Annotated in this window: 22 protein-coding genes; 14 read left to right on the top strand and 8 right to left on the bottom strand. The window is 73.1% G+C overall.

Annotated elements, in window-relative coordinates; genetic code table 11:
- Positions 1-15: 15 nt before the first annotated feature.
- From R2S09_RS08390 to R2S09_RS08400, 3 genes are read left to right on the top strand one after another with little or no spacing between them, the layout of a single operon-like run.
- A complete protein-coding gene (locus R2S09_RS08390; RefSeq protein WP_306189515.1) occupies positions 16-675 on the top strand; it encodes a hypothetical protein in 660 nt (219 codons plus the stop codon).
- Complete coding sequence (locus R2S09_RS08395) at positions 672-1,832, top strand: hypothetical protein (protein WP_316740299.1); 1,161 nt, start codon at positions 672-674, stop codon at positions 1,830-1,832. Before R2S09_RS08390 ends, R2S09_RS08395 begins: the two co-directional genes overlap by 4 nt.
- Positions 1,833-1,876: 44 nt before the next feature.
- Positions 1,877-3,349, top strand: a complete 1,473-nt coding sequence (locus R2S09_RS08400; RefSeq protein WP_316740300.1) for a DHA2 family efflux MFS transporter permease subunit — start codon at positions 1,877-1,879, stop codon at positions 3,347-3,349.
- A gap of 29 nt (positions 3,350-3,378) precedes the next feature.
- Here the strand turns inward: R2S09_RS08400 and R2S09_RS08405 are convergent, their stop codons facing one another.
- The gene (locus R2S09_RS08405; protein WP_306189512.1) at positions 3,379-4,383 is read right to left on the bottom strand and encodes a LuxR C-terminal-related transcriptional regulator; all 1,005 of its coding nucleotides are present in this window, start codon (positions 4,381-4,383) and stop codon (positions 3,379-3,381) included.
- Positions 4,384-4,891: 508 nt separating this feature from the next.
- Between R2S09_RS08405 and R2S09_RS08410 the strand changes: the two genes are divergently transcribed.
- The 3 genes from R2S09_RS08410 (at position 4,892) to R2S09_RS08420 (ending at position 7,573) form a co-directional block, all read left to right on the top strand.
- On the top strand, positions 4,892-5,191 hold the full coding sequence (locus R2S09_RS08410; RefSeq protein ID WP_316740301.1) for a hypothetical protein: 300 nt from the start codon (positions 4,892-4,894) through the stop codon (positions 5,189-5,191).
- Between the two features lie 183 nt (positions 5,192-5,374).
- On the top strand, positions 5,375-5,554 hold the full coding sequence (locus R2S09_RS08415) for a hypothetical protein (protein ID WP_316740302.1): 180 nt from the start codon (positions 5,375-5,377) through the stop codon (positions 5,552-5,554).
- 102 nt (positions 5,555-5,656) lie between these two features.
- Complete coding sequence (locus R2S09_RS08420; protein WP_316740303.1) at positions 5,657-7,573, top strand: BTAD domain-containing putative transcriptional regulator; 1,917 nt, start codon at positions 5,657-5,659, stop codon at positions 7,571-7,573.
- A 67-nt stretch (positions 7,574-7,640) separates the two neighbouring features.
- On the opposite strand, the gene R2S09_RS08425 is transcribed toward R2S09_RS08420, so the two are convergent.
- The gene (locus R2S09_RS08425; protein WP_316740304.1) at positions 7,641-8,552 is read right to left on the bottom strand and encodes a LysR family transcriptional regulator; all 912 of its coding nucleotides are present in this window, start codon (positions 8,550-8,552) and stop codon (positions 7,641-7,643) included.
- A 128-nt stretch (positions 8,553-8,680) separates the two neighbouring features.
- Here R2S09_RS08425 and R2S09_RS08430 point away from each other — a divergent pair, with 128 nt between their 5' ends.
- On the top strand, positions 8,681-9,511 hold the full coding sequence (locus R2S09_RS08430; RefSeq protein ID WP_306189507.1) for an oxidoreductase: 831 nt from the start codon (positions 8,681-8,683) through the stop codon (positions 9,509-9,511).
- Positions 9,512-9,579: 68 nt separating this feature from the next.
- On the opposite strand, the gene R2S09_RS08435 is transcribed toward R2S09_RS08430, so the two are convergent.
- Positions 9,580-10,686 (bottom strand): pyridoxal-phosphate dependent enzyme, encoded by a 1,107-nt coding sequence (locus tag R2S09_RS08435; protein WP_316740305.1) that lies wholly within the window; start codon positions 10,684-10,686, stop codon positions 9,580-9,582.
- Between the two features lie 720 nt (positions 10,687-11,406).
- On the opposite strand from R2S09_RS08435, the gene R2S09_RS08440 reads away from it, so the two are divergent.
- The 5 genes from R2S09_RS08440 (at position 11,407) to R2S09_RS08460 (ending at position 16,924) form a co-directional block, all read left to right on the top strand.
- The gene (locus R2S09_RS08440; protein WP_306189505.1) at positions 11,407-12,159 is read left to right on the top strand and encodes a GntR family transcriptional regulator; all 753 of its coding nucleotides are present in this window, start codon (positions 11,407-11,409) and stop codon (positions 12,157-12,159) included.
- Positions 12,160-12,766: 607 nt separating this feature from the next.
- Positions 12,767-12,970, top strand: coding sequence for an SPOR domain-containing protein (locus R2S09_RS08445; RefSeq protein ID WP_306189504.1), 204 nt, complete (start codon positions 12,767-12,769; stop codon positions 12,968-12,970).
- Between the two features lie 73 nt (positions 12,971-13,043).
- Positions 13,044-13,460 (top strand): (deoxy)nucleoside triphosphate pyrophosphohydrolase, encoded by a 417-nt coding sequence (locus R2S09_RS08450; protein ID WP_306189503.1) that lies wholly within the window; start codon positions 13,044-13,046, stop codon positions 13,458-13,460.
- Positions 13,461-13,563: 103 nt separating this feature from the next.
- Positions 13,564-13,992, top strand: coding sequence for an ATP-binding protein (locus R2S09_RS08455; protein WP_306189502.1), 429 nt, complete (start codon positions 13,564-13,566; stop codon positions 13,990-13,992).
- 298 nt (positions 13,993-14,290) lie between these two features.
- Complete coding sequence (locus tag R2S09_RS08460; RefSeq protein ID WP_316740306.1) at positions 14,291-16,924, top strand: SpoIIE family protein phosphatase; 2,634 nt, start codon at positions 14,291-14,293, stop codon at positions 16,922-16,924.
- Between the two features lie 33 nt (positions 16,925-16,957).
- On the opposite strand, the gene R2S09_RS08465 is transcribed toward R2S09_RS08460, so the two are convergent.
- Positions 16,958-18,721 (bottom strand): hypothetical protein, encoded by a 1,764-nt coding sequence (locus tag R2S09_RS08465; RefSeq protein ID WP_316740343.1) that lies wholly within the window; start codon positions 18,719-18,721, stop codon positions 16,958-16,960.
- Between the two features lie 215 nt (positions 18,722-18,936).
- On the opposite strand from R2S09_RS08465, the gene R2S09_RS08470 reads away from it, so the two are divergent.
- The gene (locus tag R2S09_RS08470) at positions 18,937-20,115 is read left to right on the top strand and encodes a glycoside hydrolase family 18 protein (protein ID WP_316740307.1); all 1,179 of its coding nucleotides are present in this window, start codon (positions 18,937-18,939) and stop codon (positions 20,113-20,115) included.
- Between the two features lie 9 nt (positions 20,116-20,124).
- On the opposite strand, the gene R2S09_RS08475 is transcribed toward R2S09_RS08470, so the two are convergent.
- From R2S09_RS08475 to R2S09_RS08490, 4 genes are read right to left on the bottom strand one after another with little or no spacing between them, the layout of a single operon-like run.
- Positions 20,125-20,901: a succinate dehydrogenase/fumarate reductase iron-sulfur subunit gene (locus R2S09_RS08475; protein WP_316740308.1), complete on the bottom strand. Its 777-nt coding sequence runs from the start codon at positions 20,899-20,901 to the stop codon at positions 20,125-20,127.
- Entirely contained in the window at positions 20,901-22,853 is a 1,953-nt protein-coding gene (locus R2S09_RS08480) for a fumarate reductase/succinate dehydrogenase flavoprotein subunit (RefSeq protein ID WP_316740309.1), read from the bottom strand. The genes R2S09_RS08475 and R2S09_RS08480 overlap by 1 nt, the downstream gene beginning before the upstream one ends.
- Before the next feature lie 20 nt (positions 22,854-22,873).
- Positions 22,874-23,722 carry a hypothetical protein gene (locus tag R2S09_RS08485; RefSeq protein WP_306189497.1) on the bottom strand — a complete coding sequence of 283 codons (849 nt, stop codon included), beginning with the start codon at positions 23,720-23,722 and terminating at the stop codon, positions 22,874-22,876.
- Positions 23,723-23,744: 22 nt separating this feature from the next.
- A complete protein-coding gene (locus R2S09_RS08490; protein ID WP_306189496.1) occupies positions 23,745-24,029 on the bottom strand; it encodes a hypothetical protein in 285 nt (94 codons plus the stop codon).
- A gap of 366 nt (positions 24,030-24,395) precedes the next feature.
- Here R2S09_RS08490 and R2S09_RS08495 point away from each other — a divergent pair, with 366 nt between their 5' ends.
- Positions 24,396-26,483 (top strand): ABC transporter family substrate-binding protein, encoded by a 2,088-nt coding sequence (locus tag R2S09_RS08495; protein WP_316740310.1) that lies wholly within the window; start codon positions 24,396-24,398, stop codon positions 26,481-26,483.
- Positions 26,484-26,497: the final 14 nt, after the last annotated feature.

Consider the following 26,497-nt stretch of genomic DNA (forward strand, 5'->3'; position numbering starts at 1 on the left):
GCGGTGGGCGCGTTGATGGGGTTTGTGCTGGACCCGGTGCTGCGGGGCGGCGGGGAGTCCCGCGTGGGAGGCGGGGGCGGCCTCGCGGGTGACGAGGCGGTGATCGACTGCCTGGTCACCCACCACCCCCGCCTGCCCCGCGACCGCATGGGCCACCGCCTCAGCCGCTCCGGCCGCTCACTGATCGCCGAGGCCGCCCGGGCGGTGTACGGCCTGGAGCTCACCGCCCGCGACCTCGCCCGCGACACGCACAAAAGGTGGAGCGTCCCGGCACACGGGCTGAACGTCTCGGTCGCCCACTGCGACACCTACAGCGCCGTCGCCCTGTCGAGAGGACCGAAGGTCGGCGTGGACCTCCAGGACGAGCGGGACCGGCCGTACGCCATGCGATGGCTCGGTGAACTGCTCGGCCGGACGGAACCGGCCGGCATCCGGGACTTCGCCGAGTGCGAGGCGCTGATCAAGGCCTCGCACGTGACGAAGGAGACCTTCTCCGGAGTCCGGCTGCCGGCCTGGCAGCCGGGCTGGCGGCGCACCAACGTCCCGTCGTACCACGTCCGTTCGGCCACGGCCGGCCCCGCGATGCACCTCGCCCTGGCCGCCGGGGAGCCCGTCCCGGTGCGCTTCCTGCGGCGGACGGACGGCACCGAAGCCCTGACCCTGGAGGCGGCATGACAGCGACAGCCACCGAGGTACGGCCCTACACCCGCCGTATCTCGCAGATCGAACGCGGCTATCTGAACGCGGCGGCGACCGGCACCCCGCAGCTGATCCAGATGGTGCTCGAGGGGGAGGGACCGCTCGACCCGGCGGCCCTGCGGGAGGCCGTGCGTACCGCCACCCTCGCGAGCCCGGGGATGGCGGTACGGCGACGGGCCGCCACCTGGCGGGCGGACGGGCCGCTCCCGCCGGTCGTGGAACTGCCCTGGGAGCCCGGCTACGACCACCCCTTCTTCCACCGCGACCTGGACGTGGTGACCGGGCCGGTGTGCGAGGTCGGCCTCGCCTCGCAGGGGCCGGTGACCCGGCTGGTGGTGCGGGCCAGCCACATCGTCACCGACGGCCGTGGCCTGCGGCAGTGGATCGCCGACGTGTTCCGCGTGCTGCGCGGCGAGGAACCGGTCGGCGCCGACGCGGTGGTCGACGACACCCACTTCCGTACGGCGGCGGGGGACGTGCCGCCCGCCGAACCGCCGGCCCGGATCCCCGGCCTGCCCGCGATCCTCGGCACGGGACCGGCCGACGGCACCCCGCTGTGGCTGCGCCGCCGGGTGCCGGCCCGCCCGTCCGCGGTCACCGCCCGCGTGGCCGCCGCGCTCTCCCGGCACCTGGCCGGCGACACCGGCCGCCTGGTCGTCCCGGTCGATCTGCGCCGCCACGACCGCTCGGTGCGCTCCACCGCCAACCTGACCTCCCAGCTGGTGCTGGACTTCCGGCGGGAGGAGGAGTGGAAGGCGCTGCACGGCCGGATCGTGCGCGCCCTGCTCGCCAAGCGCGAAGTGGCCGCACTCAGCCGGGACTTCCTGCGCCGGAACCCCTTCGCCAACAGCCTGCGCGAGGCCCAGGAGCTGGACGGCACCCGCTTCCCGTGTACGGCGATCATCACCGACCACGGGCCGATCGACACCGACGGGCTGCGCACCGACCGCTTCCGCCCCACCGGGTTCTCCACCCTCCCGATGCTCGTGCCCTACGCCGAGATGTTCCTGAGCGCCTGCCGGATCGGCGACGACACCGAACTGACCCTCTCCTGCCGCAACCGCCCCGGCGCCCACGAGGCGGGCGAGCGGCTCCTGGACACCGTCGCGCACACACTCACGACGGCGGACTGAACCGACCTGCTTTCCGAACCGCTGACTTCTCCAAGGACGCCCACATGTCGCTGACCGACCGACAGACCGGCGAGGAGGCTCTTCCCGAGTCCCCGCCGCCCGCAGCGGACGCTGCGGGGAGACCCTCCGGACCCACCGTGCTGACCATCGCCGTGGCCATCACCGGCGGTTTCCTCGCGCTGCTCGACACCACCATCGTCAACGTGTCCCTGGAGGACACCACCGCACGGTTCGGCAACATCAGCCAGGTGCAGTGGGTGGTGACCACGTACCTGATCGCGCTGGCCGCGCTGATGCCGGCCGCCGGCTGGCTCGCCACCCGGTTCGGCGTCAAGCGGGTCTTCGCCGGCGCGACCACGCTGTTCGCGCTGGGCTCGGCGGCCTGCGCGCTCAGCCAGACCCTGCCGGAACTGATCGCCGCGCGCGGGGTGTCCGGGGCGGCGGCCGGCGTGCTCACGCCCGTGTCCACGATCCTGCTGACCAGCGGCGTACCGCGGGAACGACTGGGCCGGGTCCAGGCGCTGAACGGCAGCGTCATGCTGATCAGCCCGCTGCTCGGCCCGACGATCGGCGGGCTCCTGGTGGAGGCCGGAGGCTGGGCCGCGGTGTACGCGGTGAACGTGCCGCTGTGCGTCGCCCTGCTCGCCGTCACCCTGCGCGGGGTAACGGGCGGCGCCGCGGCGGGCACGGAGGCCAAGCCGCTGGACGTGGTGGGCCTGCTGTCCTCGGCCGCCTGCACCGTGAGCACCGTCCTCGCCATCCACGCCTTCTCCGGCGCCGGCCTGCACGCGCGGGCCTCCCTGCTGGTGCCGCTCGCCCTCGCGCTGCTGAGCGGCGCCGTGTTCGTCGTACGCCAGCTGCGCGCCCGGTTCCCGCTGCTGGACCTGCGTCTGTTCGGCCACCGCGTCTACCGCACGGCGGCCGTCAACATCTTCTGCCTGGGCTTCGTCCTCTACTCGCCGATGATGCTGATCCCGCTGTACTTCGAGTCCGCGCGCGGCGAGAGCGCCGTGACGACCGGTCTGCTGATGTCCACGGGCGGCATCGGCGTGGTGTCGGCCGCCTGGCTGTGCAAGATCCTGATGAAGCGGCTGGGCGGGGGCGGCACCGTCGTCGTCGGCATCTCGCTGACCATGCTCGCCACCGTGCCGCTCACCCGGCTGTCGGCGGACACCTCCTACGTGCTGCTGTGCGTGAGCCTCGCGGTGCGCGGCCTGGGCACGGGGCTGACCATCGTCCCGGCGATGACCAGGGCGTTCCAGTCGATCCGGCCGCAGTCCATCCCGGACGCCTCCTCGCAGCTCAACCTCGTCCAGCGGATCGGCGGCGCCGTCGCCCTGGCCGTGGTGACGGTGATCCTGGACGCGGCGGCCCGGCAGCGCCACGGGCTGGTGCCCGGCGCCTTCGCCCACTCCTTCGGCCGGCTGCTCGCCGTCTACGCCGTCACACTGCTCCCCGCCCTGGCGCTGCTCGCGGCGGACCGCCGCGAAGCCCGGCAAGGCGGGGAGAAGGCGTAACAGAGGCCGGGGCATGGGGACGTCCGCGGTCAGCGGGTCGAGGGGAGCCAGCCGTCCTGGACGGCGCGGACTCCGGCCTCGAAGCGGCTGCGGGCGTCCAGGCGTTCCATCAGGTTGGCCGCGACCCGGCGGGCCGTGCGCGGCGAGACGCCGAGGCGCTTGGCGATGGCCTCATCGGTGTAGCCCTGGGCGAGCATCTTCAGCACCGCGCGCTCCTGCGGGGGCATGTCCTTCGCGTCGCACTTGGGCGTGGTCCCCAGGGGGACCGCGGTCTGCCACACGCTCTCGAACAGCGCGCACAGCGCCGCGACCGTCCCGGCGCCGCTCAGCACCACCCCGCCGGCCCGGGCGTCGGAGGTGTCGATGGGCAGCACCGCCTGGCGCCGGTCGAAAATGATCATCCGGATCGGCAGGTCGGGCACCGTGCGGACCTGCCCGCCGTGCTGGTGCAGCCAGCTGACGTGCTCCAGCGTGGGCGCGTGGTTGCGCACGCTGTCGAGGTAGACGGTCCGCATCCGCACCCCGCGGCCGAGCAGGTCGGCGTTGGGTTTCCGGCTGGCCGCCAGGTCCTCGGCCGAGTGCGCGCCGCCCGGCGCGAAGGTGGTCACCTCGGTCCGCGCGGACCGCGCCAGCTCGGCCAGCCGCTCCCGGATCGCGTCCGGGCCGATCAGCTGCTCGGCGGCCTGGTCGACGGCGCGCGGGCGCAACGCCGAGCACTCGGCGATCAGCTGCGCGGCCGCCGCCCGGGAGGCCTCCACCCGCATCTGCTGGGCCGCCAGCTCCGCCTGCTGGCGGGCCAGCAGCACCTCCATCGCGGTCTCCGGGCCGATCGCCCGGAACCCTATTCCCTCGCCTCCTTCTCGTCCCGAGGGCTGGATCAGCGCCAGCTCGCTGAGCCGGTCCAGCCCTCTTCGGACCTGTTCCTCCGTCAGGCCCAGCCGGGTGGCCAGTGCCGTCACGCCGTCGTGGGGGCTGGTCAGCATTCCCCGGTAGACGGCTTCGGCAACGGCGTCTAGTCCCAGAACGTCCAACATGATGCATTCCCCCTGGTCAGCATCAAACTCGCCGAGTTCGAAACTTAGTGCCCCCGAGCTTACTGATGTTGAACTCCTGTTGCTCCTGAGATGACAGCTAGGACGGTTCCGGCCAATCTGACGAAGATTCAGTCACAGGGTGGACGGTGCGCGTCCCGCGCAGGCATGACCACTCACGGCGAACTTCCGGCCGCGGCAAATGCCGACTTCGCGCGTTCGCCGGGAGGAGCCCCGGCCGGGCAGTAGTTGCGCGTTGAATCTTCCCGCCCTCGGTCCCGGTCCCCACCCCGCTTCCGGTCTCGATCCCGGTTCCGGTCCCGATCCGGTCCAGACCGGAGCGGGCGGCCCCGCGGGCCCGTCCGTCGTCGTACTTCCGTACGGACGTCCGCCCATCCGCGTCAATTTAGGGCCGGCGCACCCCACTTCGCCGATGACGGTTCATGCCATGGCATGAACCGTCCACGCCGAGCCGCTCCCCAGCTCAATTTCCGCGCCGAAGAATGAGGGCATGCATCTCATCCATGTGCGCCTCGAGGGCCCCGGCGGCGCCGCCGGGCAGCCCGATCTGGCCACGATCGTCTCGTCGTACGCCGGAAAAGCGGACGGCCTGGAGCACATCACGGTCCATCAGGGCCCGCCGGGCGACGTCACGCTGGGCTTTTTCCTGCTCGCCGACGACCTCGCCGCCGCCGAGGAGACCGCGGCCCACCTGGTCGAGCAGGCCGTTTCCGGACACCCCGAACTGCGGGAATTCCGCATCCTGGAAGCCGAGGCGGTGCTGGTGCCCGGTCCCTGGTGGGACGGCTGAGCCCCGCGCGTCACCGCAGGTCGCGGTGGACGGCTTAGGACAGTGCAGGTTCCGTCCACCCGCTTTCCGTTCCTTCCCGACCGGAGCTCGAGCAGAGTAGGGGCATCGGCGGAAACGACCAAGCCGCCGACCGGCCCGGTGAATCGTCACCGGGAATCCGCTCGCCTTTGAAGGAGAAATTCCGTGCTGGCTACCCGTGTCTCCAAAATCGTCGCCTCCGTGCTTCTCGCCGCCGGCGGAATGACGCTTTCGGTGACCGCCGTGCACCATGTGCAGCGCATTCCGGGAGTCGTCGAGGCCGAACAGGGAACGGGCACGACCACCGCCGTGGAAACGCCGGACGACGTCACCTGGGGAAAGTGACCGCGTCCCGAGCGGGCAGTGCCGAACGGCCCGCACACCGGGGGAACGACCGACCCCCACCTCGGGAGATCGACCGACCCGCACATCGGGGGAACAGAAGAAATGGAATTCCTCGTCCTGGGTTCTCTGGAGACCCGCCAGTCGGGTGAACTCGTCCGCGTGAGGGGCATGCGCCAGCAGAAGCTCCTGGCCCTGCTGCTCCTGCACGCCAACCGGGTGGTCCCGATGGACGTGCTGGTGGACGAGCTGTGGGAGGACCCGCCGTCCTCCGCCCGTCCCCAGGTCCACAACGCCATCCGTGACCTGCGCCGCATCCTCTCCGCGGCCGACGAGACCAGTCTGGTCACGATGGACGTCGGGTACCGGCTCATGGTCCCCGACGACGCCGTGGACGCCCACCGCTTCGTCACATCGGTGCGCGGCGCCACCGCGGCCGAACGCGAGGGCCGTCACGCCGACGCCATCCGCCTGCTGCAGTCGGCGGTGGACCTCTGGCGCGGCGACGCCTTCGCCGGCATCCACTGCCCCAGCGTCACCTCCGCCGCGGTCAAGCTCCACGAGCAGCGACTGACCGCGCTGGAAGACCTCATGACGCTGCGCCTGAGGAGCGGTGAAACCAGCTCCCTGGTGGGCGAGTTGCACGCGCTGCTCGCGGAGTACCCGCTCAGGGACTCCCTGCGCGGCAGCCTGATGCTCGCCCTGTTCCGCAGCGGACGGCAGGCCGACGCGCTCGCCGTCTACGACGAGGGCCGGCGGTTCCTGGCGGAGGAACTCGGCCTGGAGCCCAGCCAGCACCTGCGCACCCTGCAGGCGGAGATCCTCGCCGACTCGCCCGCGGCCCGCGGCCCCGCACCGGCCGGGCGCGCGCCGCGCCGCGCTCGGGCCACGGGCGGACCCGGGCAGCCGGCAGGGTGCGACGACGACGCCGTACGCCCTGCGCCCGCATCCGCCTCCGGGGCCGTGTCCGCCCCCGCGACCGCACCCGTCTCCGCGCCCGGCAACCGCCGGAACTACCTGCCCCACGACCTCACCGACTTCACCGGCCGCGCCGCCGAACTGAACTCCCTGCTGGGCCTGGCAGCCCAGGAGCACGCGGACTCCCCGCTGATGATCGCCGTCGACGGCATGGGCGGCGTCGGCAAGACGACCCTCGCCGTGCGCGTCGCCCACCGCGTCGCCGCCCACTACCCGGACGGGCAGTACTTCGTAAGCCTGCACGGCTACAGCGCCGACCGGCTGCCGCTGCCGCCCGAACAGGCCCTGGCCACCCTGCTCCAGGCCAGTGGCGTGGCACCGGAGGCGATCCCGCGCAGCCTGGAGGAGCGCAGCGCCCTGTGGCGGTCACGGCTCGCGGGCGAGCGCTGCCTGGTGGTCCTCGACGACGCGGCCGACACCGCCCAGGTCACCCCCCTCCTGCCGGGCGCCGGCGGCGCGCTGGTGCTGGTGACCAGCCGCCGCAAGCTCAGCGCGCTGGACGGAGCGGTGCCCCTGTGGCTGGACGTGCTGCCGGCCGCGGACGCCGCCGCGCTGTTCACCCGCATCGTGGGGGAGCAGCGCGCGGCCCGCGAACCGGAGCAGGTGGTCCGGGCCGTCGAGCTGTGCGGCCATCTGCCGCTCGCCCTCCGCATCGCCGCGACCCGGCTGCGCTCACGCCCCACCTGGGCGGTCGCCGACCTCGTGGACCGCCTGGCCGGCGCCCCGCGGCGGGCGAACTGCCTGCACAGCGCCGACCGCGACCTGATGTCCATGCTGCGCACGTCCTACCAGCACCTGAACCCCTCCCAGCGCCGGTTCAGCCGCCTCATCAGCCGCCACCCGTCCCCGTCCTACGACGTCGCGCACGCGGCCGCCGTGACCGGTCTGCCGGCCGGCGACGTGGAACGCCACTTCGACGTGCTGATCGAGAACAACCTGATCCGCGAGGACACCCCGGCCCGCTTCTCCTTCCATGCCCTGATCCGCGACTGCACGCGTGAACTGCTGGTCGACGAACCAGAGCCCGAGCCCGAGGCGGCGTGACCCGCCCCCGGGCCGATTCCCGGACGGTTCCCGGGCGGGAGCCTCAGCCGGTCCCCGGGCCGGTGTCTCAGCCGCCCTCCGCGGCCAGCCGGCAGGCCTGCGCATAGGCGCGCACCAGCGGACGGTCGGCGTCCGCGCGGCGCCAGGCGAGCGCGTAGCGGCTCGGCCCGATGCCGCGCACCGGCCGGGTGGTGACCCCGCCCAGGCTGATCAGCGGCGCGTTGCCGGCCGCGACCAGGCACACACCGAGCCCCGCGACCAGCGCCTCGTACGTCTCCTCGGTGCTCGCCACCTCAGCGCCGACCACGGGCGGGGTGCCGCCGCGGGCGTCCAGGGCGAGCCAGTGGCCGCGCAGCGGACCGGCTGCCCGCGGCAGCGCCAGGAACGGAAGTCCGGCCAGGTCCGCGAAGTCCACCTCCGCGCGGGCGGCCAGCGGATGCGTCTCGGGCAGCGCGACCAGCCGCGGCTCCTCGGCGACCACCGTCCAGCCGTAGCGCTCGGGGTCCGGCAGCGGCAGCCATACGAAGGCGACGTCCACGGCCCCCTCCGCCAGGCCCGCCGTCGGGTCCTCCCAGCTCACCTGCCGCAGTCTGAGGGAGGTCCCGGGCCGTGCGGCCGTGAAGCGGGAGCGGATCGCCGGCAGCAGCCCGCCGCGCCCCGGGCTGGTGCTCATGCCCACCACCAGCGTGCCCCGCAGCGCCGCCCGCGCCGACTCCACCGCGCCGGCGCCCTCCGCCCAGGCGTCCAGCACCCGTCGGGCGTGGGGCAGCAGCGCCGTGCCCGCCTCGGTGAGCGCCACACCCTGCGGCCGGCGCTCGAAGAGGTCCACGCCCAGCTGCCGTTCCAGCGCGCGGATCTGCTTGCTCAGCGCGGGCTGGGACACGTACAGGCGCTCGGCGGCCCGTGTGAAGTGCAGCTCCTCGGCCACCGCGACGAAGTAGCGCAGATCTCGTACATGCACGTCCCCTGTCATAACCATCGGTTATCACGCCGGGTCTTGGACGCACCACCGGTCCGGGCCCGACGCTGGTGCCCGGACGAAGAACCCGAAGAACCCGAAGAACCCGGGGGACCCGGGGAACCCGGCAGAGGAACCCAGGAGGGGTCATGAACAAGGTGTGGCTGATCACCGGGGCGGGCGCCGGTTTCGGACGGGCGATCGCCGAGGCCGCCCTCGCCGCCGGAGACGTGGTGGTGGGCGCGGTCAGGCGGCCGGAGACGCTGGCCGACCTGGTGGCCGCGCGGCCCGACCAGATGGAGGCGCTGACGCTGGACGTCACCGACACGGCGGCCGACGAGGCCGCGGTACGGGACGTGGTGGCCCGGCACGGCCGGATCGACGTGCTGGTGAACAACGCCGGCCGCACCCACGTCGGCGCCGTGGAGGAGACCACCGACCAGGAGCTGCGCGACCTGTTCGACCTGCACGTCTTCGGTCCGGCCGCGCTGACCCGCGCGGTGCTGCCGCACATGCGCGAGCGGCGCTCGGGCGCGATCGTGCAGATGAGCAGCGTGGGCGGGCAGATGTCCTTCGCGGGCTTCGGGGCGTACAGCGGGACGAAGTTCGCCCTGGAGGGCATGTCGGAGGCGCTGGCGGACGAGGTGGCCGAGTACGGCGTCAAGGTGCTGATCGTCGAGCCGGGAGCCTTCCGCACCTCCCTGTTCGGCACCGGGCGGGCCGGGGTGAGCGCGGACAGCGGGGTGTACGCCAAGGTGGGCGAGACCCGCGCGTTCGTCTCCGGCGGCGACGGCACCCAGCCCGGCGACCCCGTGAAGGCGGCGGAGCTCATCCTCGCGGCCCTGGAGTCGGACGACACCCCGCTGCGGCTGCCCCTGGGCGACGACGGCGTCACCGGCGTCCTCGACCACCTCGACCAGGTGCGCGGCGACGTTGCCGCCTGGGAGAAGCGCGCCCGCGCCACCGTCTTCGACGACTGAGCCCAGGCTCCGCCTCCGCACCCCGGAGTGCCGTCACGCCCGTGCGAGAATCCCGCCTCGGTGTGCGGTCACGCCCGGGCGAGCCCCGACTTCAGCCCCGCCCCGCACAGCGGCACCACCGCCGACCTGCCGCCGAGCGCGCCCTCCCGTACGGCCGCCCAGCAGGCCACGCCCGTGGACTCGACGTACAGGCCGCGCGAGGCCAGGTCCAGCTGGGCGTGGCGGATCTGGTCCTCGGTGACGGTCAGGAAGGTGCCGCCCGAGTCCCGGACCGCGCGCAGGATCTGACGGGCCCGGGGCGGCCGGGCGATGGCGATGCCCTCCGCGTGGGTCGGGGCCACGGGGGTCGTCCCGGTCAGCTCCTCCGCGCCCTCCTCCCAGGCGCGGGCCAGCGGGGCCACCGCCGCCGCCTGCACCGCCCACAGCGCCGGACGCCGGTCCAGCAGTCCGGCCCCGTACAGCTCGGCGACCGCCAGCGCCGCCCCGAGCAGCAGCGTGCCGTTGCCCACCGGCAGGACCAGGACGTCGGGCAGCCGCCCGCCGAGGTCCTCCCACAGCTCGTGCACGTACGTCTTGGTGCCGTGCAGGAAGTAGGGGTTGTAGACGTGCGAGGCGTAGAAGGTGTCCGGCTCGTCCGCGGCGCGGCGCGCCGCCGCGCCCGCCGCCTCCCGGTCGCCGTCGACCACCTCCACCCGGGCGCCGTGCGCCTCGATCTGCTCCAGCTTCTTCGCGGACGTGCCCAGCGGGACGTACACCGTGCACGGCAGCCGCCCACGGGCGCAGTACGCGGCGATCGCCGTGCCCGCGTTGCCGCTGCTGTCCGCGACCACCCGGCGCGGCCCGGCCCGCAGCGCCAGCTCGGCCAGCATCACCGCGCCCCGGTCCTTGAACGACAGCGTCGGCATCATGTAGTCGAGCTTCGCCGACACCCTGTCCGTCAGCTCCACGAGCGGGGTGCGGCCCTCGCCCAGGGACACGCCGGGCGACGACAGCGGCAGCGTCTCGGCGTACCGCCACAGCGAGTTCACGCGTCCGGTGAGGGACTTCAGGGGCGCGGGGGTGGGGGCGAAGTCGAGGTCCAGGGGGCCGCGGCAGGACGGGCAGCACCAGGCGAGCGAGTCACCGGGGACGCGGCTGCCGTCGGTGGGGCAGTATCTGTCCGGCAGAGGTGTCATGTGCGCAGGGTAAGCGTGCGGGCCCGCCGCCGCCCTGGCAGGAGGGCCACGCGGCACGCCCGGCTCCCCCTCCGTCACCCGTCGCGCACTCGGTCCTCCCACGGCTCCTCGGGGAGCGGCTCCGGGTCGGTGACCCGGCCCGCGGCGAGCACCACGCGGGTGTGGCGGTGCGGGGCGGCGCAGGACGTCGAGCGCGCCGAACAACTCCCGTGCGTGGGCGGCCGCCTGATCAGCGGGCAGGCCCACGGCACCGGCGAGCTCCGTGCGTGCCGCGCCCCCGGCGTCGTAGGCCAGGAACGCCGGCAGTGGCCACACTCCGGCGGCGGAGAACACGGTGCCGTGGTCGCTGTCGCCGTCGCCCGCGTGGTCCGCCCAGCGCGCCGTCAGCCCGTTGACCGCCCGGAGGGGTCACCTCGGACACCTGCATGCGGTACCCCCGCTTCCCCGAAGTTCTGTCACCCCTCACCCGTCACTGTGAGCAAGGCTATGGGCCGGGTCTGCGCCATCGCTCGGAGTTTCCGTGATGGTGGCAGCGGGCCGGGCACGGCAGAGCGCGTGGACGGACAGGTGTGACAACGTCCGGAGCGGGGATGAAGTGCCTGGACGATGCCTCGCGGCCCCACAAGTCATCACATCGAGTGATTCTCTGGCCTTCGCTTGCACGTTACAACCCACGGTTGCCACGCTGTTGCTGTCTGTACAACCTGATGGGAGTGGCCAGTGACTTTCGGTGAGCAGCCGGCGTATCTGCGTGTCGCGGGTGACCTCCGCAAGAAGATCGTCGACGGTCAGCTGGCACCGCACACCCGACTGCCCTCGCAGGCGAGGATCCGCGAGGAGTACGGCGTCTCGGACACGGTCGCGCTGGAGGCCCGCAAGGTGCTGATGGCCGAGGGGCTGGTCGAGGGCCGCTCCGGTTCGGGGACGTATGTGCGGGAGCGGCCCGTGCCGCGCCGGGTGGCCCGCTCCGGGTTCCGGCCGGCCGCCGGGGCCACCCCGTTCCGGCAGGAGCAGGCGGCCGCCGAGGCGCGTGGCACCTGGGAGTCGCACAGCGCGCAGACCGAGGCGAGCGGCGCGATCGCCGAACGGCTCGGCATCAAGCCAGGTGACCGCGTGATGTGCACCAAGTACGTCTTCCGGGACGCGGGCGAGGCGATGATGCTCTCCACCTCCTGGGAGCCGCTCGCCCTCACCGGCCGCACGCCCGTGATGCTCCCCGAGGAAGGACCGCTCGGCGGCATGGGTGTCGTCGAGCGCCTGCGCGCCATCGACGTCATCGTCGACAACGTCACCGAGGAGGTCGGCGCTCGCCCCGGCCTTGCCGAGGAACTGCTCACCCTGGGCGGCGTCCCGGGCCACGTCGTGATGGTGATCCAGCGCACCTTCTACGCCTCCGGCCGCGCCGTGGAGACAGCAGACGTGGTGATCCCCGCCGACCGCTACCGGGTCGCCTACCACCTCCCGGTGAAGTAACCCACCAGCCGGCCGCACCTCACTCCCGCACACACGGAAAACCGGCCCGCGCGGGGGAGCCGGTTCGCGCTGGGGAGTCGGCCCGCGCGCGGGAGTGGACCCGCGATGGGGGCGCCGAGCCGCGCCGGGGGAAGCTGGCCCGTGCTGGGCGAGGTGGCCCGTGCTGGGCGAGGCGGCCCGTGTCGGGGAGTCTGTGCGAGGGGCCGTCTGCGGTGAGGAGTCGGTCCGTGTGGGGAGCCGGTCCGCGCCGTCGTGCGCTCCGCGGCGGGTGCCTCGTACGCGCCTGGGCCCGCAGACCGCCCCGCGCCTCGTCCGGCGGGCGCTGGATTCCGGCCGTTCTCGCAGGTCGTCAGTGTCGCCCGAAGGGACCGCGGCGCGTCGCTGACCGTGCGTGGCCAGGCCCCCGGGCGGCGTGTTCGGCATCGTGCGCCCCCTGCGTACTGGCCGGTTGCCTACCTCTTTGTGAAAAGCCGTGTTCGCTGCGTGAAGGTAGGGCGTAGGCTCGGGCATATGCGTATTGCGGTTTCCCCGGCGGCGGGGCGCGGTGGGGACCGCGAGCCGGATGCGGGCGCGGACCCGTAGGGCGGGAAGGAGCAGTGGGGCGGGAATGAACGACGGCACGATCACTCTTCCCTGGCTCGTCGTCCGCCAGGACGACAACGGCAATCGCTACCGCGTCGGCAGGTACGCCACCCGCGCCGAGGCGCAGAAGATCGCCGACAGCCTCGACAGCCGCGGCCACCGCCGGCTCTACTGGGTCGAACGTGTGGGGGACAGCTCCAACCCCACGGACACCACCACCGACGATTGACCCCACCACCTGCACACCACCGGCCGACCACTGGCCCACGCCGACCCCGGCCGCCTCCCGTAGGCTCCGGCGCATGACCGAACGGATCGTGGTGGTGGGTGCCGCCCTGCTCGACGGCGGCCGCCTGCTCGCGGCCCGCCGCAGTGCACCCCCGGAGCTGGCCGGCCGCTGGGAACTGCCCGGTGGCAAGGTCGAGCCGGGTGAGCGGCCCGAGGCCGCTCTCGTGCGTGAACTGCGGGAAGAACTCGGCGTCGAGGCCGAGGCCGTCGAGCGGATTCCGGGCAGCTGGCCGCTGAGACCGCCCTACGAACTCCACGTGTGGACCGCACATCTGTGCCCGGGCTCCGCCGCCCCGGCCCCTCTCGAGGATCACGACGAACTCCGCTGGCTCACGCCGTCCGACATCTGGACCGTGCCCTGGCTGGACCAGGACGTCCCCGCCGTACGGGCCGCCCTCCCGCGTCTGAGCGCCGCCCCACCGGATGCGTGAACCGCCGAGCAGGCTGCCGTCGGGGGCGGTACTGGGCACTGGATATCGGGTATGTGCCCATTAACCCCATGAAACCGGACATGAGGGCTCGCTGGCCTGGGAAGTGATCGGCGTGATCGACACCGAGGGCGACTGCGCCGAGTGGACGTTTCCCGCGGAACCCGGTGTGGTGCGCACGGCTCGCGCCGCCGTTCGGGGACAGTTGCGCACCTGGGAGCTGGACAGCGTCCAGGACATCGCGGCCCTGCTGGTGAGCGAGCTGGTCACCAACTCGCTGCGGCACGCCAGCGGCCCCATCGGGGTGAGACTGGTGCGCCCGCCGGGCCTGCCCCACGTGCTGCTGGTCGAGGTCTCCGACCCACTGCCCGACCTGCCCCGCGAACGTCCGGTCCGCCCCGAGGACGAGAGCGGGCGCGGTCTGCAACTGGTCGCGTCCGCCTCCCGCCGCTGGGGAACCCGGCCGGACGACACCGGAAAGACGGTCTGGTTCGAACTGGCGGTGCCGGCACAAGCCGTTGACGGGAGTCCCTGACGGCCGTCAACGGCGGGCGCCCGTCGTGGGTGTTCGTGACGGCCGTCCGCGGCGGCCGTCCGCGGCCGTGTTCGTGGCGGGTGTTCGCCCGCCCGGCGCGGACGCTCGCCGCAACGGGATTCGACGGGGTGTCGCCTGGTTAGAAGACTCATTGTGTTGTCACAGGCCGGACCGAAAAGCATCGGGATGGTCCTGTGATCGTGAACACCGTGTTGCGCGGCGCCGTAGTGCTGGATACTGCGGGCAGCCGCCCCCGGTGACCGGTGCCGGACGCGGTGAGCTGGAGGGGACGGTTCGCGTGAGCGAGATACCAGCGAAGGCCACGGAGTCCGAGGACCCGTCGGACGGCGCGAGGACGGGGGCCGCGGGCGGCGGTGCCACCGACGAGATGGCGCCACCCGCGGACGCGATGTGGCAGAGCAGTCCGCCCGGCTCCATCTACGACTACATCAAGGTCGCGTCCTTCTCCATCGGCCCCGACGGCCACGTCGACCAGTGGAGCCTGCGCGCCGAGCAGTTGTTCGGCATTCCCGCCGAGCAGGCCGTCGGCATGGACCCCATCGAGGCGTTCATCGACCCCGACCAGCGGGAACAGGGCCAGCGCAAGATGGCCGAGATCCTCGACGGACGGGAGTGGACCGGCGTCGTCCCCTTCCGGCTGCCGGCCCCGGCCGACGACGGGACCGCCGTACGCACCGAACGCGGCCCGAGCGGACTCGCCGAGGTGTACGTCATGCCGACCCGCACCGCCGAGGGCGACAAGGCCGCCGTCTGCATCGTCGTCGACGTGCACATCCTGCGGAGGATGGAGACCGACCTCGCCGCATCCCAGTCGATTTTCGGCCAATCCCCCTTCGGTTTCCTGCTCATCGACACCGACCTGCGGGTCCGCCGCGCCAACGAGCGCTTCGCCTCCATCTTCGGCGGCACGCCCGACGACCACCGCGGCAAGGGCGTGCACGACTACCTGCCCCGGGCCGAGGCCGACCGGGTCTCGGCGACCCTGCGCCGGGTGCTGGAGAACGGCGAGTCCATCACGGACATGCACGTCACCGGCTTCGTCCCCGGCTCCGACGAACGCCGCCACTGGTCCATCAACCTCTACCGCGTGCACAGCGGCAGCGGCCGCCCCATCGGCATCGCCTGGCTCGGCACCGACATCACCGCCCGGCGCGCCGCCGCCCGCGAGGCCGCCGCCGCGCGGCGCAATCTCGCCCTGCTCAACGAGGCGGGCGCCCGCATCGGCAACTCCCTGGACCTGGAGACCACCGCCCGAGAACTCCTCGACGTCGTCGTCCCCGGCTTCTGCGACCTCGCCACCGTCGACCTCTACCAGGGCCTGCTGGCCGGCGACGAGACCCCGTCCGGCCTCGCCGACGGCAGCGCCGAACTGCGCCGCGTCGCCTTCGCCAGCGCCGTCTCCGGGGCACCCCTGACCGGCACCGGCGAGCCCGTCGAGGTCGGCGCCGTGCACCACTTCGCCTTCAACTCCCGGTGCGCCGACGCTCTGCGCACCGCCCGGCCGCAGATCGTGCCGGGCGAGGAGGGCGGCCTGGTGCACTCCACGCTGGCCGTCCCGATGGTCGCCCACGACACCGTCGTAGGACTCGCGCAGTTCGCCCGGGCCAAGGGCAGCGAGCCGTTCGGCGACCGCGACCGCGCCCTCGCCGTCGAACTCGCCGCACGCGCCGCGGTCTGCATCGACAACGCCCGCCTCTACCGGCGCGAACACGAGCGCGCGCTGATACTGCAACGATCCCTGCTCCCGCCCGGCGACCCGGAGGCCTCCGGACTGGACATCGCCTGCCGTTACCTGCCCGGCAACGCGGCCACCGGCCGGCCCAGCGAGGTCGGCGGCGACTGGTTCGACGTCATCGAACTCCCCGGCCACCGCACCGCGCTGGTCGTCGGCGACGTCATGGGCCGCGGCCTGCGCGCCGCCGTCGCCATGGGCGAACTGCGCACGGCCGTGCGCACCCTGGCCCTGCTCGACCTCGAACCGGCCGAGGTGCTCTCCCAGTTGGACGAGATCGCCCGCGGCCTCGGCGCGCCCGGAGGTGTCCAGCAGGCCACCCGCGCCGCCCGCCGCCCCCGCGAGGCCGACCTCTCCGAGGTCTACCTCGCCACCTGCGTCTACGCCGTCTACGACTCGGTCACCCGGCGGTGCACGTTCGCCAACGCCGGCCACCTCCCGCCGGTCCTGGTGGAGCCCGGCGAGCCCGCGCTGATGCTGGACGTCCCGCCCGGCATGCCGCTCGGCGTCGGCGGCGAACCCTTCGAGGAGGTCGAGGTCGAACTCCCCGAGGGCGCCCTGCTGGCCCTCTACACCGACGGCCTGGTCGAGTCCCGCGACCACCCGCTCGACGAGGGCCTCCAGGCCTTCGTGGGGGCGCTCACGGACCCGGGCCGGCCCCTGGAGGACGTCTGCGACCACGTCCTGAACACCCTCGGCAGCCACCACGGCGAGGACGACATCGCGCTGCTGATGGCCCGCGTCCAGGGACTGCCCGCCGAGTCCGTCGGCGACTGGACCCTGCCCCGCGAGCCGCGCAGCGTCGGCCGTGCCCGCGAGTACGCCCGCGCCCAACTGCTGGCCTGGGACCTGGAACCGCTGGTCGACACCACCGAACTCCTCGTCAGCGAACTGGTCACCAACGCCCTGCGCTACGGCGAGGGCGAGATCAGACTCCGGCTGCTGCTGGACCGCACCCTGGTGTGCGAGGTGTGGGACTCCGGGCTCGTCCAGCCGCGCCGCCGCCGCGCCCGCGACACCGACGAGGGCGGCCGGGGCCTGCAACTCGTCGGCCTGCTCAGCGCCGCCTGGGGCTCCCGGCGGACCCCGCGCGGCAAGACGGTCTGGTTCGAACTCCCCCTCCCGGACGGCGAGAACACCCTCACCGACCCGGCGGAGGCACTGCTGAGCCTGTTCTGAGCCGCCGGCGAACCCCCGGCGGCCGCGCAAGACCTACGCCGACGGGCGCCACCGACCCCGGGTGTGCGGCCCGCCGAAGCCCGCCGGCGGCCCGCCGTCCGGCTCCTCGCCCAGCAGGACGCCGCCGAGCACGGCGCCCGCGATCCCGGCGGCGGGCTCGGCGTCCCCGGCGTACGGGTTGCCGTGCACGCGTACGTCCTGCTCGGCGAGGTGACGGGCCTGCCGGGCCAGGCTGTCGGCGGCCTCGGGATCGGAGCCGAGGAGGCGCCGCGCCTCCGCCAGGTGGGTGCGGGCGGCGACGCCCACGGCGGCCCGGTGCGTGGTGACGAAGTCCGCCGCGCCCGCGGTGGCGCTGCGCGCGACGAGCTCCGCGGCGGCCGAGAGCACCCCGGCCCGCCCGCCGCCCCCCGGCACCGGCGCGACCGCCCGGACGATCCGCCGCAGGGCGTCCAGCGGATCGTACGGCCCGGCGACCAGCTCCTCCCGCACACCGGCCAGCACCCGGTCCACATGCTTGAGCTGCGCCCGCAGCTCCCCGACGGGAACATCGACGGGAACCACCTCGGAAGCCGCCCCCGCGCCCCGCGGTGCCTCCGACGGCCGTGGCGCCTCCGGTGCACCCGCACCCGTACCCGTCGCGCCGACGCCCCCCGGCACGACGGCCGGAGCCCTGCCCGAGGCGGCCGGCTCTTCGGCACGGGCTCGCTCCGAGGAGGCCGGACCCCCGTCGGCGCCCGAGTCCGGCGCGGTGCCGGGCGGGCCGCCGGGCACGGGCCCCCCGGACGAGTCGCCCGGCCCCGGCGCCGTCACCGCCGTGCGGCCCGGGCCTCCGTGCAGCCGGGCGGCGGCGGCCTCGGTGCCCGGCCGGATCCGTGCGAGGTGGGCCTCCGCGCCGGTCAGCGCCGCCGGTACGAGGCGGGCGGCGGACGACAGTTCCATGGCGAGCCGCTCGACGGCGCCCACGAGCACCCCGGCCTGTGCGACGGCCCCCTCGGCGGCCCGCAGATGCGGGACGGCGTCGGCAGGGGAGCCCAAGTCCGCCGTCTGCCGCGCCTGGTTGAGCCGGGCCGTGGCGAACACCAGCCGGTCCTTGGCCTGTTCGATGTATCCCGTGACGGAGGTGACGGCCTGAGGCCCGTACCGTTCGCCGAGCGCGGTGAGCACCGGCCCGGCCGCCCCCGTGCGCCCGGTCAGCTCCCGGAACCGTGCCTCCGCGACCTCCAGTGCCTCACCCGCACCCTGCTGGAGACCGCGCAACGCGTCGAAGCCGTCGGCCGCCGCGTCCAGCAGCCGACCCGCCTCCTCGCAGCGCCCGATCATGCCGGCCAGCGCCTGCCGCCGGCCCGCGGCGTCCGCCGGAAGACCGTGGTCGTAGCGCCGGCGCATCCCGAAGGCGGCCGCCAGTTCCGTCTCGGCTGCCCGCACGGCCCGGGCGAAGGGGGCGACGGCCGCTGCGCCGAACCGGTCCTCGGCGAAGCCGAGTTCATCACGGCAGGTGAGCACGCAGTCGTCGGCCAGGACGAGCGCGTCACGGGCCCGCTCCTCCAGCGCGGCGCCCGGCGACGGCCCGGGCGGCGGGGCCGGTCCGCCCCCCGAGCCACCGCCGGGTGTCGTACGGGTTCTGGCCCGCCGGGTGCGCCGTACGTACCCGTACCCGGTGAGCACGACGGCGGTGCCCACGGCGATGAGCGGCAGGACGAGGTCGGAGGCCGACGACTCGTCCTGCCGCGGTGCGGGGGCGGCGGCCACCGGGCCGGCCCGGGGGAGCGCAACCGCGCCGCCGCCGTTGATCGTCATCACCGGAAGCACCAGCCACACGGCTCCCGCCGTGCCACCCAGCACGGCGCGCGCCACCCGCCCGGACCGACGCGCGGTCGCGCGCCGGGGCGGGGCCGCGCGGAGCTGGGGTGACGTCACATTTGGGAGCGTATGACCGCCCGCACAGGCGCGCGAGCGGGGCTGCGTCACCGGTGGGGCGGCCGAGACAGCGCGACGCGGGAGGGGACAAGGGCATGGAACACGCCACCGACAGAGGACCGACTGCGGAGCCGGACACGGACGAGGCGGAGCCGGACATGGACAAGGCGGAGCCGGACACGGCGGACGCGGAGCCGCATCCGGAGACGGAGACCGGCACCGAGCCGCAGCCGCCAGGCGGCAAGAAGGACAGGACCCCCGCCCGCCGCCGTCTGCGTCGGCTCCGCCGTGGCGCCCTCGCCCTGGTGCTCGCCCTGCTCCTTCCCCTCCTCGCCGCCGAGACGGCCTTGCGGGTGAACTACATGGGGGACCCGGCCGGCGGGGCGTACACCAGGGGGCAGGACGCGATCTGGCTGGGGCACGCCTGGGTGGACGGACGGAAGAAGGACGCCGATGTGGCGGCGCTCGCCGAGCGGCTGCGCGGGACCGGCATCCGCGACCTGTACGTGCACGCCGGCCCGCTCGAGCACGACGGCACCCTGCCGCCCTCGGCCTACCGCAACGCCCCCTGGCTGATCGGCGCCGTGCACCGGGCGCTGCCCGGTGTCCGTGTGCAGGCCTGGCTGGGCGACCAGCTGGCCACCGAGAGCCCCGACGGGCTGCGGCTGGAGCGGGCGGAGACACGGACAGCCGTGGTCGACTCCACCCGCCGGATCCTGGACACCGGCTTCGACGGCGCCCACTTCGACCTGGAGCCGCTGCACTCCGGCGACCGCCACTACCTGGACCTGCTCGACGCCCTGCGCGCGGTCACCCGCGCGCATCAGGTCCCCCTGTCCGTCGCCGCACACCAGATCGACCCGCTCCCCGCCTTCCACTCCCTCTGGGGCACGCTCACCAACCACCCCAAGTGGTGGTCGCAGGCCTTCTTCGGCGAGGTCGCCCGCCGCGTGGACCAGATCGCCGTCATGTCGTACGACACCATGCAGCCGCTGCCGAGCCTGTACGGCGGATATGTCGCCCAGCAGACCTCGCTCGCCCTGGAGGTCACCCCGCCGACCACCGACCTGCTGATGGGCCTGCCCTTCTTCCACGAGAACCGCTTCGGCCACTGGGCGCACGCCGAGACCGTCCCCGCCGCGGTCCGAGGCATCCGCCTCGGCCTGTCCCGCACGGACCCGGACCGCCTCCGCTTCGGCGTCGCCCTGTACGTCGACTTCGCCGCCACGGAGGACGACTGGACCGCGTACCGCGACGGCTGGGTCCGCCCCTGAGCGCCGCGCCTACGCCGGTGACGACCGCCTTCTGATCTTCGAGCCCAGCCACACCAGCGGGTCGTACTTGCGGTCCACCGTGCGTTCCTTCAGCGGGATGAGGGCGTTGTCGGTGATCTTGATGCCTTCGGGGCACACCTCGGTGCAGCACTTGGTGATGTTGCAGTAGCCGAGGCCGTGGTCGTCCTGGGCCGTGCGCTTGCGGTCCAGGCCCGTCTCGGCCGCCGCGTCCAGCGGATGCATGTCGAGTTCGGCGATCCGCATCAGGAAGCGCGGGCCGGCGTACGCCTTCTTGTTCTCCTCGTGGTCGCGCACCACATGGCAGACGTCCTGGCACAGGAAGCACTCGATGCACTTGCGGAACTCCTGCGAGCGGTCCACGTCCTCCTGCATCATGCGGTACTCGCCCGGGCCGAGACCGGCGGGCGGCACGAAGGCGGGCACCTCGCGCGCCTTGGTGTAGTTGAAGCCGACGTCGGTCACCAGGTCCCGCACCACCGGGAAGGTCCGCAGCGGAGTGACGGTGATCGTCTCCTCCCGGGTGAAGACCGACATCCGGGTCATGCACATCAGCCGCGGGCGGCCGTTGATCTCCGCCGAGCACGAACCGCACTTGCCGGCCTTGCAGTTCCAGCGCACCGCGAGGTCGGGCGCCTGGGTGGCCTGGAGGCGGTGGATGATGTCGAGCACCACCTCGCCGTCGTTCACCTCGACCGTGAAGTCCTCCAGGCCACCGCCCTGCGCGTCGCCCCGCCACACCTTGAAGCGGGCCTCGTAGCTGCTCATCAGTACAGCTCCTCTTCGGCGAGGTACTTGACCAGCTCCTCCTTCTCGAAGAGGGCGAGCAGGTCGGGGCGGATGGGTTCGGTGGTCTCAGGGGCGAGGGAGATCTGGCCGCGGACCGGGTCCGTCGCCGCCAGGGAGCCGGTCGGGTCGCTCAGCCGGCACAGCAGGTTCACTCGCCGCCAGGCGCGGTCCATCGACGGGTGGTCCTCGCGGGTGTGGCCGCCGCGCGACTCGGTGCGCTCCAGCGCGGCCCGTGCCACGCACTCGCTGACCAGCAGCATGTTCCGCAGGTCGAGGGCGAGGTGCCAGCCGGGGTTGAACTGCCGGTGCCCCTCCACCCCGGCCCGGCGGGCCCGTACCCGCAGCTCGGCGAGCTTCTTCAGGGCCTGCTCCATCTCGGCCTCGCGGCGGATGATGCCGACCAGGTCGTTCATGGTCTGCTGGAGTTCCTGGTGAAGGGTGTAGGGGTTCTCCGGCGGGCCGGCCACATCCTCCGCCTCCGCCGAGAACGGCCGCAGTGCCTCCGCCGCCGCCGCGTCGACCTGGGTGTCGCTCACGGGCGGCCGGTCCTGCGCCAGCCCCTGCGCGTACTCGGCCGCGTGCCAGCCCGCCCGGCGGCCGAAGACCAGCAGGTCGGAGAGCGAGTTGCCGCCGAGGCGGTTGGAGCCGTGCATGCCGCCGGCCACCTCGCCCGCCGCGAACAGGCCCGGCACCCCGCGCGCCGCCGCCGTGTCGGAGTCGACCGCGATGCCGCCCATCACGTAGTGGCAGGTCGGTCCGACCTCCATCGGCTCCGCCGTGATGTCGACGTCGGCCAGCTCCTTGAACTGGTGGTACATGGACGGCAGCCGACGGCGCACGACCTCGGCCGGCATGCGGGTGGAGACGTCCAGGAAGACCCCGCCGTGCGGGGAGCCGCGGCCCTCCTTCACCTCCGAGTTGATGGCGCGGGCCACCTCGTCGCGGGGGAGCAGCTCCGGCGGGCGCCGGTTGTGGTCCGGGTCGTCGTACCAGCGGTCGGCCTCGTCCTCCGTCTCGGCGTACTTCTCCTTGAAGACGTCGGGGACGTAGTCGAACATGAACCGCTTGCCCTCGGAGTTGCGCAGCACCCCGCCGTCGCCGCGCACCGACTCGGTGACGAGGATGCCCTTCACCGACGGCGGCCAGATCATGCCGGTGGGGTGGAACTGCACGAACTCCATGTTCAGCAGCGGCGCCCCGGCCAGCAGCGCCAGCGCGTGCCCGTCGCCGGTGTACTCCCACGAGTTCGACGTGACCTTGAACGACTTGCCGATGCCGCCGGTCGCGATCACGACCGCGGGCGCCTGGAGCACGAAGAAACGGCCCGTCTCGCGTTCGTAGGCGAAGACCCCGCTGACACGCTCGCCAGCGGCGGAGCCGCTGTCGGGCACGGTCTTGAGGATCCGGGTGACGGTGCACTCCTGGAAGACCTTCAGCCGGGACTCGTAGTCCCCGGTCTCCCGGTGGTCCTCCTGCTGGAGCGAGACGATCTTCTGCTGGAGCGTGCGGATCAGCTCCAGGCCGGTGCGGTCGCCGACGTGTGCCAGGCGCGGGTACTCGTGGCCGCCGAAGTTGCGCTGCGAGATCTTCCCGTCCTTCGTACGGTCGAACAGCGCGCCCCAGGTCTCCAGCTCCCACACCCGGTCCGGGGCCTCCTTGGCGTGCAGCTCGGCCATCCGCCACTGGTTGAGGAACTTGCCGCCGCGCAGCGTGTCACGGAAGTGCACCTGCCAGTTGTCGTGCTCGTTCACGTTGCCCATCGCCGCCGCGATGCCGCCCTCGGCCATCACGGTGTGGGCCTTGCCGAACAGCGACTTGCAGATCACCGCCGTACGGGCGCCCCGCTCGCGCGCCTCGATCGCGGCCCGCAGCCCGGCGCCCCCGGCACCGACCACGACGACGTCCCACTCCTGCCGGTCCACCACGGACATCAGTCAGTCCCTCACTAGCCCTAGAAGAAGCGCGGATCGTCGAAGACGCCGGACGCGACGAGATAGACGTAGAAGTCGGCGAGCGCCACGCTCAGCAGCGACGCCCACGCCAGCTGCATGTGGCGGGCGTTGAGCCGGCCCACGAACTGCCACGCCTTGTAGCGCACGGGGTGTTTTGAGAAGTGTTTGAGCTTGCCGCCGACGATGTGCCGGCAGGAGTGGCAGGAGATCGTGTACGCCCAGATCAGCACGATGTTGACCAGGAAGACGACCGTGCCCAGGCCCATGTGGCCCCAGCGGTAGTGCTGGTCCCGGAAGGCCAGCACGGTGTCGTAGGTCAGCACGGCCGCGACCAGCAGCGCCGCGTAGAAGAAGTACCGGTGGACGTTCTGCAGGATCAGCGGGAAGCGCGTCTCACCGGTGTACTTCCCGTGCGGCTCGGCGACCGCGCAGGCCGGCGGGGACGCCCAGAAGCTGCGGTAGTACGCCTTGCGGTAGTAGTAGCAGGTCAGGCGGAAGCCCAGCGGGAAGATCAGGATGATGATCGCCGGGGAGATCGCCCACCAGCTGCCGAAGAGGTCGGCGTTGGGGCCCATCCGCATGGTCCTGCAGTTCTCCGCCAGGCAGGGCGAGTAGAACGGCGAGACGTACGGGGCCGCGTAGTAGTGGGCGTTGGCGAAGGCCCGCCATGTCGAGTACACGACGAAGGCGAACAGGCCGGCCGCGGTGACGGCGGGCGCCAGCCACCAGCGGTCGGTCCGCAGGTGCGGTGCGGTGATCGCGGCCCGCGCCGGGGCGCGGACGCCGCCGCGGGGCGGTTGGGTGGGGGGATGGGTGTCGGTTCCTGGAGGTTCCGTACCAGTGGCCACGTAAGGACTCCGGTCGGTCGGGTCAGGGGGCGTGGCGGTCGCGGGCGCCGAGTCCCTCGTCGTCCGAGTCCGTCCACAGGGACATGTCGTAGGGCGTGTCGGGGATGGTGACGAGGGGGCGGCGCTCAGTGGCGGGGCCCTGGGAGGCCTCGCGCAGCAGCGCGACGCTCTCGCGCAGGTGGTCGGCGTCGGTGCGGACGCGGCGCATCTCCAGGGAGCCGCGGAGCTGCTGCTCCAGCCGGCCCACCGACCGCAGCAGCTCGTCGAGGCTGCGCTGGACCGACGTCAGGTCGTCGTGCACGGACATGACGTGACCTCACTTCCATGGGCTGTCGAGCCCTAGGCGGCAACGTTCATGCGCCTGCGAGTGTTGCGCGTCACACCTGTCGGTGGGAAGGCATGTGCAGCGATTGGCGGATCGCACATCCCTGCGCACACCCACCCGCGCACCCGCACGCGCTGTATGCGCGCCGGAGGCGCGTTGCTCCGCACGGGTGACCTTGAAGGTCTCCGCCGTCGTGTCGCCTCCGACAGACGAACCCTTTCCTCTTCAGTGGGGCCATAGATCTGATCAGCACCAAAATACAGCCAAATGTGAACAATCCCTACATATATCCCTACCGTGTCGCCACCCGTGTTCACCGGCGGGAGCGGCTCACCGGAGGTACTACAGATGTCGTACGACGGTGTCGGGCCGCGCGCGGTGACGCGCTCGGTCGCCTTCCTGACCGCGGGCGCCCTCGCGGTGCCCCTGCTGGCCGGCTGCGGCTCCGACGACAAGGGCAGCAAGCCGCTGGCCAAGCAGGACGTCGCACACGCCGCCCGAGCCCAGGTCGCCGACGGCGGCACCCTGCGCTGGGCCGTGGACGCGATGCCGCAGACCCTGAACACCTTCCAGGCCGACGCCGACGCCGGCACCACCCGGATCGCCCAGGCCGTCCTGCCCGCCATGTTCCGCATCGACGCGAGCGGACGCCCGCAGCGCGACGCCGACTACCTCGACTCCGCCCGGGTGGTCGACACCGAGCCCAAACAGGTCGTCGTCTACAAGCTCAACCAGCAGGCCGTCTGGAGCGACGGCCGCGAGATCGGCGCCGACGACTTCGCCGCCCAGTGGCGCGCACTGTCCGGCAAGGACTCCGCGTACTGGACCGCGCGCAACGCCGGCTACGACCGGATCGAGAAGGTCGAGCGCGGCGCCAACGACCTGGAGGTCAAGGTCACCTTCGCCCGCCCCTACGCCGACTGGAAGTCGCTGTTCTCGCCGCTGTACCCCAAGGACGTCACCGCCACCGCGAACTCCTTCAACGACGGCGCCCGCAAGAAGCTCAAGGTCAGCGCGGGCCCGTTCGCCGTGCAGAAGATCGACACCAAGAGCAAGGACGTCGTCCTCACCCGCAACCCGCGCTGGTGGGGCCACCCGGCCAAACTGAACGAGATCGTGCTGCACGAGGTGCCCCGCGACAAGCGGGCCGCCGCCCTCGCCGCCGGCACCGTGGACGTGGCCGACATCGACCCCGCCGACACCCTGGGCGCCTCCCTGAAACAGCAGCAGGCACGGCAGACCGTCGTGGTGCGCAAGTCCCTGGAGCCCGCCTTCACCCAGCTCGCCCTCAACGGCGCCGACGGCCCCCTCGCCGACGAGCGGGTCCGGCACGCGGTGGCCCACGCCCTGAACCGCAAGGAACTCGCCGAGATCGTCCTGAAGCCGCTCGGCCTGCCCGCGATCCCGGTCGGCAGCCACCTCGCCCTGTCGGGCCAGGTGGCCTACGCGGACAACAGCGACGCGCTCGGCGGACAGGACACCGCCGAGGCCAAGGCGCTGCTCGCGGACGCGGGCTGGGTGCCCGGGGCCGTCAAGGAGCAGAAGAAGGGTGAGAAGGCGGCCGGCGCCGAGGGCGACAAGGCCAGGCCCCGGCCGGGGAAGTCCCCCGGCGGCGAGAAGGGCGACGGCACGTACATCGTCGGCGTCGACGACCACGCGGAGGACAACAAGGGGCACGACGCCGGGGACAAGCAGGAGCGGGAGGACAAGGAGAAGGCCCGCGGCGGGGACGGACACGGCGCCCCGCAGCTCGCCCAGGACGGCCGGCAGTACCCCCAGGAGCACCCCAAGCAGGGCGGCGCCCCCGGCGCCTACGCCCCCAAGGGCAGCGCCGCGCCCGCCGGCGCCGCAGCCGCGCCGCGGGTGGCCAAGAACGGCAAGCCGCTCACGCTCCGCTTCGTGCTGCCCTCCGGCCCCGGCTCCGACACACTGAGCAAGGTCGCCGACCGGATCACCGCCATGCTCGGCGCGGTCGGCATCGCCACCGAGATCACCAAGGTCCCCGGCGACAGCTACTTCCGCGACCACGTCGCCGCCGGACAGTACGACCTCGCCCTCTACTCCTGGCCCAGCTCCGCCTACCCCGCCACCGACGCCCGCCCGGTCTACGCCAAGCCCGTCCCGGCCGCCGACGGCTCCCTGAACGTCCAGCAGAACTACACCCGCGTCGGCACCGACCAGGTGGACCAGCTCTTCGCCGAGGCCATCGCCACCCTGGACGAGGACGAGGAGAAGGACCTGGTCCGCAAGGCCGACGCCCGCATCTGGGCCACCGCCGGCTCCATCCCGCTCTACCAGCGCCCCCAGCTCGTCGCCACCCGCCGCACCCTCGCCAACGTGGGCGCCTTCGGTTTCCAGACACCGGTGTACGAGGACATGGGCTTCCTGAAGAAGGGCGCGGAGGGTGCGAAGCCCTCGCCGAGCCCGTCGTCCTGAGGTCCTCCGGGGCC

The sequence above is a fragment of the Streptomyces sp. MK7 genome (assembly GCF_032658145.1).
Lineage (GTDB): Bacteria > Actinomycetota > Actinomycetes > Streptomycetales > Streptomycetaceae > Streptomyces > Streptomyces spiralis.

Bases quoted from the DNA above. Each gene is read 5' to 3' on its own strand.
- R2S09_RS08390 (WP_306189515.1), top strand. From the start codon at position 16: ATGGGGTTTGTGCTGGACCCGGTGCTGCGGGGCGGCGGGGAGTCCCGC.
- R2S09_RS08395 (WP_316740299.1), top strand. From the start codon at position 672: ATGACAGCGACAGCCACCGAGGTACGGCCCTACACCCGCCGTATCTCG.
- R2S09_RS08400 (WP_316740300.1), top strand. From the start codon at position 1,877: ATGTCGCTGACCGACCGACAGACCGGCGAGGAGGCTCTTCCCGAGTCC.
- R2S09_RS08405 (WP_306189512.1), bottom strand. From the start codon at position 4,383: ATGTTGGACGTTCTGGGACTAGACGCCGTTGCCGAAGCCGTCTACCGG.
- R2S09_RS08410 (WP_316740301.1), top strand. From the start codon at position 4,892: ATGCATCTCATCCATGTGCGCCTCGAGGGCCCCGGCGGCGCCGCCGGG.
- R2S09_RS08420 (WP_316740303.1), top strand. From the start codon at position 5,657: ATGGAATTCCTCGTCCTGGGTTCTCTGGAGACCCGCCAGTCGGGTGAA.
- R2S09_RS08425 (WP_316740304.1), bottom strand. From the start codon at position 8,552: ATGGTTATGACAGGGGACGTGCATGTACGAGATCTGCGCTACTTCGTC.
- R2S09_RS08430 (WP_306189507.1), top strand. From the start codon at position 8,681: ATGAACAAGGTGTGGCTGATCACCGGGGCGGGCGCCGGTTTCGGACGG.
- R2S09_RS08435 (WP_316740305.1), bottom strand. From the start codon at position 10,686: ATGACACCTCTGCCGGACAGATACTGCCCCACCGACGGCAGCCGCGTC.
- R2S09_RS08445 (WP_306189504.1), top strand. From the start codon at position 12,767: ATGAACGACGGCACGATCACTCTTCCCTGGCTCGTCGTCCGCCAGGAC.
- R2S09_RS08450 (WP_306189503.1), top strand. From the start codon at position 13,044: ATGACCGAACGGATCGTGGTGGTGGGTGCCGCCCTGCTCGACGGCGGC.
- R2S09_RS08465 (WP_316740343.1), bottom strand. From the start codon at position 18,721: ATGACGATCAACGGCGGCGGCGCGGTTGCGCTCCCCCGGGCCGGCCCG.
- R2S09_RS08470 (WP_316740307.1), top strand. From the start codon at position 18,937: ATGGAACACGCCACCGACAGAGGACCGACTGCGGAGCCGGACACGGAC.
- R2S09_RS08475 (WP_316740308.1), bottom strand. From the start codon at position 20,901: ATGAGCAGCTACGAGGCCCGCTTCAAGGTGTGGCGGGGCGACGCGCAG.
- R2S09_RS08480 (WP_316740309.1), bottom strand. From the start codon at position 22,853: ATGTCCGTGGTGGACCGGCAGGAGTGGGACGTCGTCGTGGTCGGTGCC.
- R2S09_RS08490 (WP_306189496.1), bottom strand. From the start codon at position 24,029: ATGTCCGTGCACGACGACCTGACGTCGGTCCAGCGCAGCCTCGACGAG.
- R2S09_RS08495 (WP_316740310.1), top strand. From the start codon at position 24,396: ATGTCGTACGACGGTGTCGGGCCGCGCGCGGTGACGCGCTCGGTCGCC.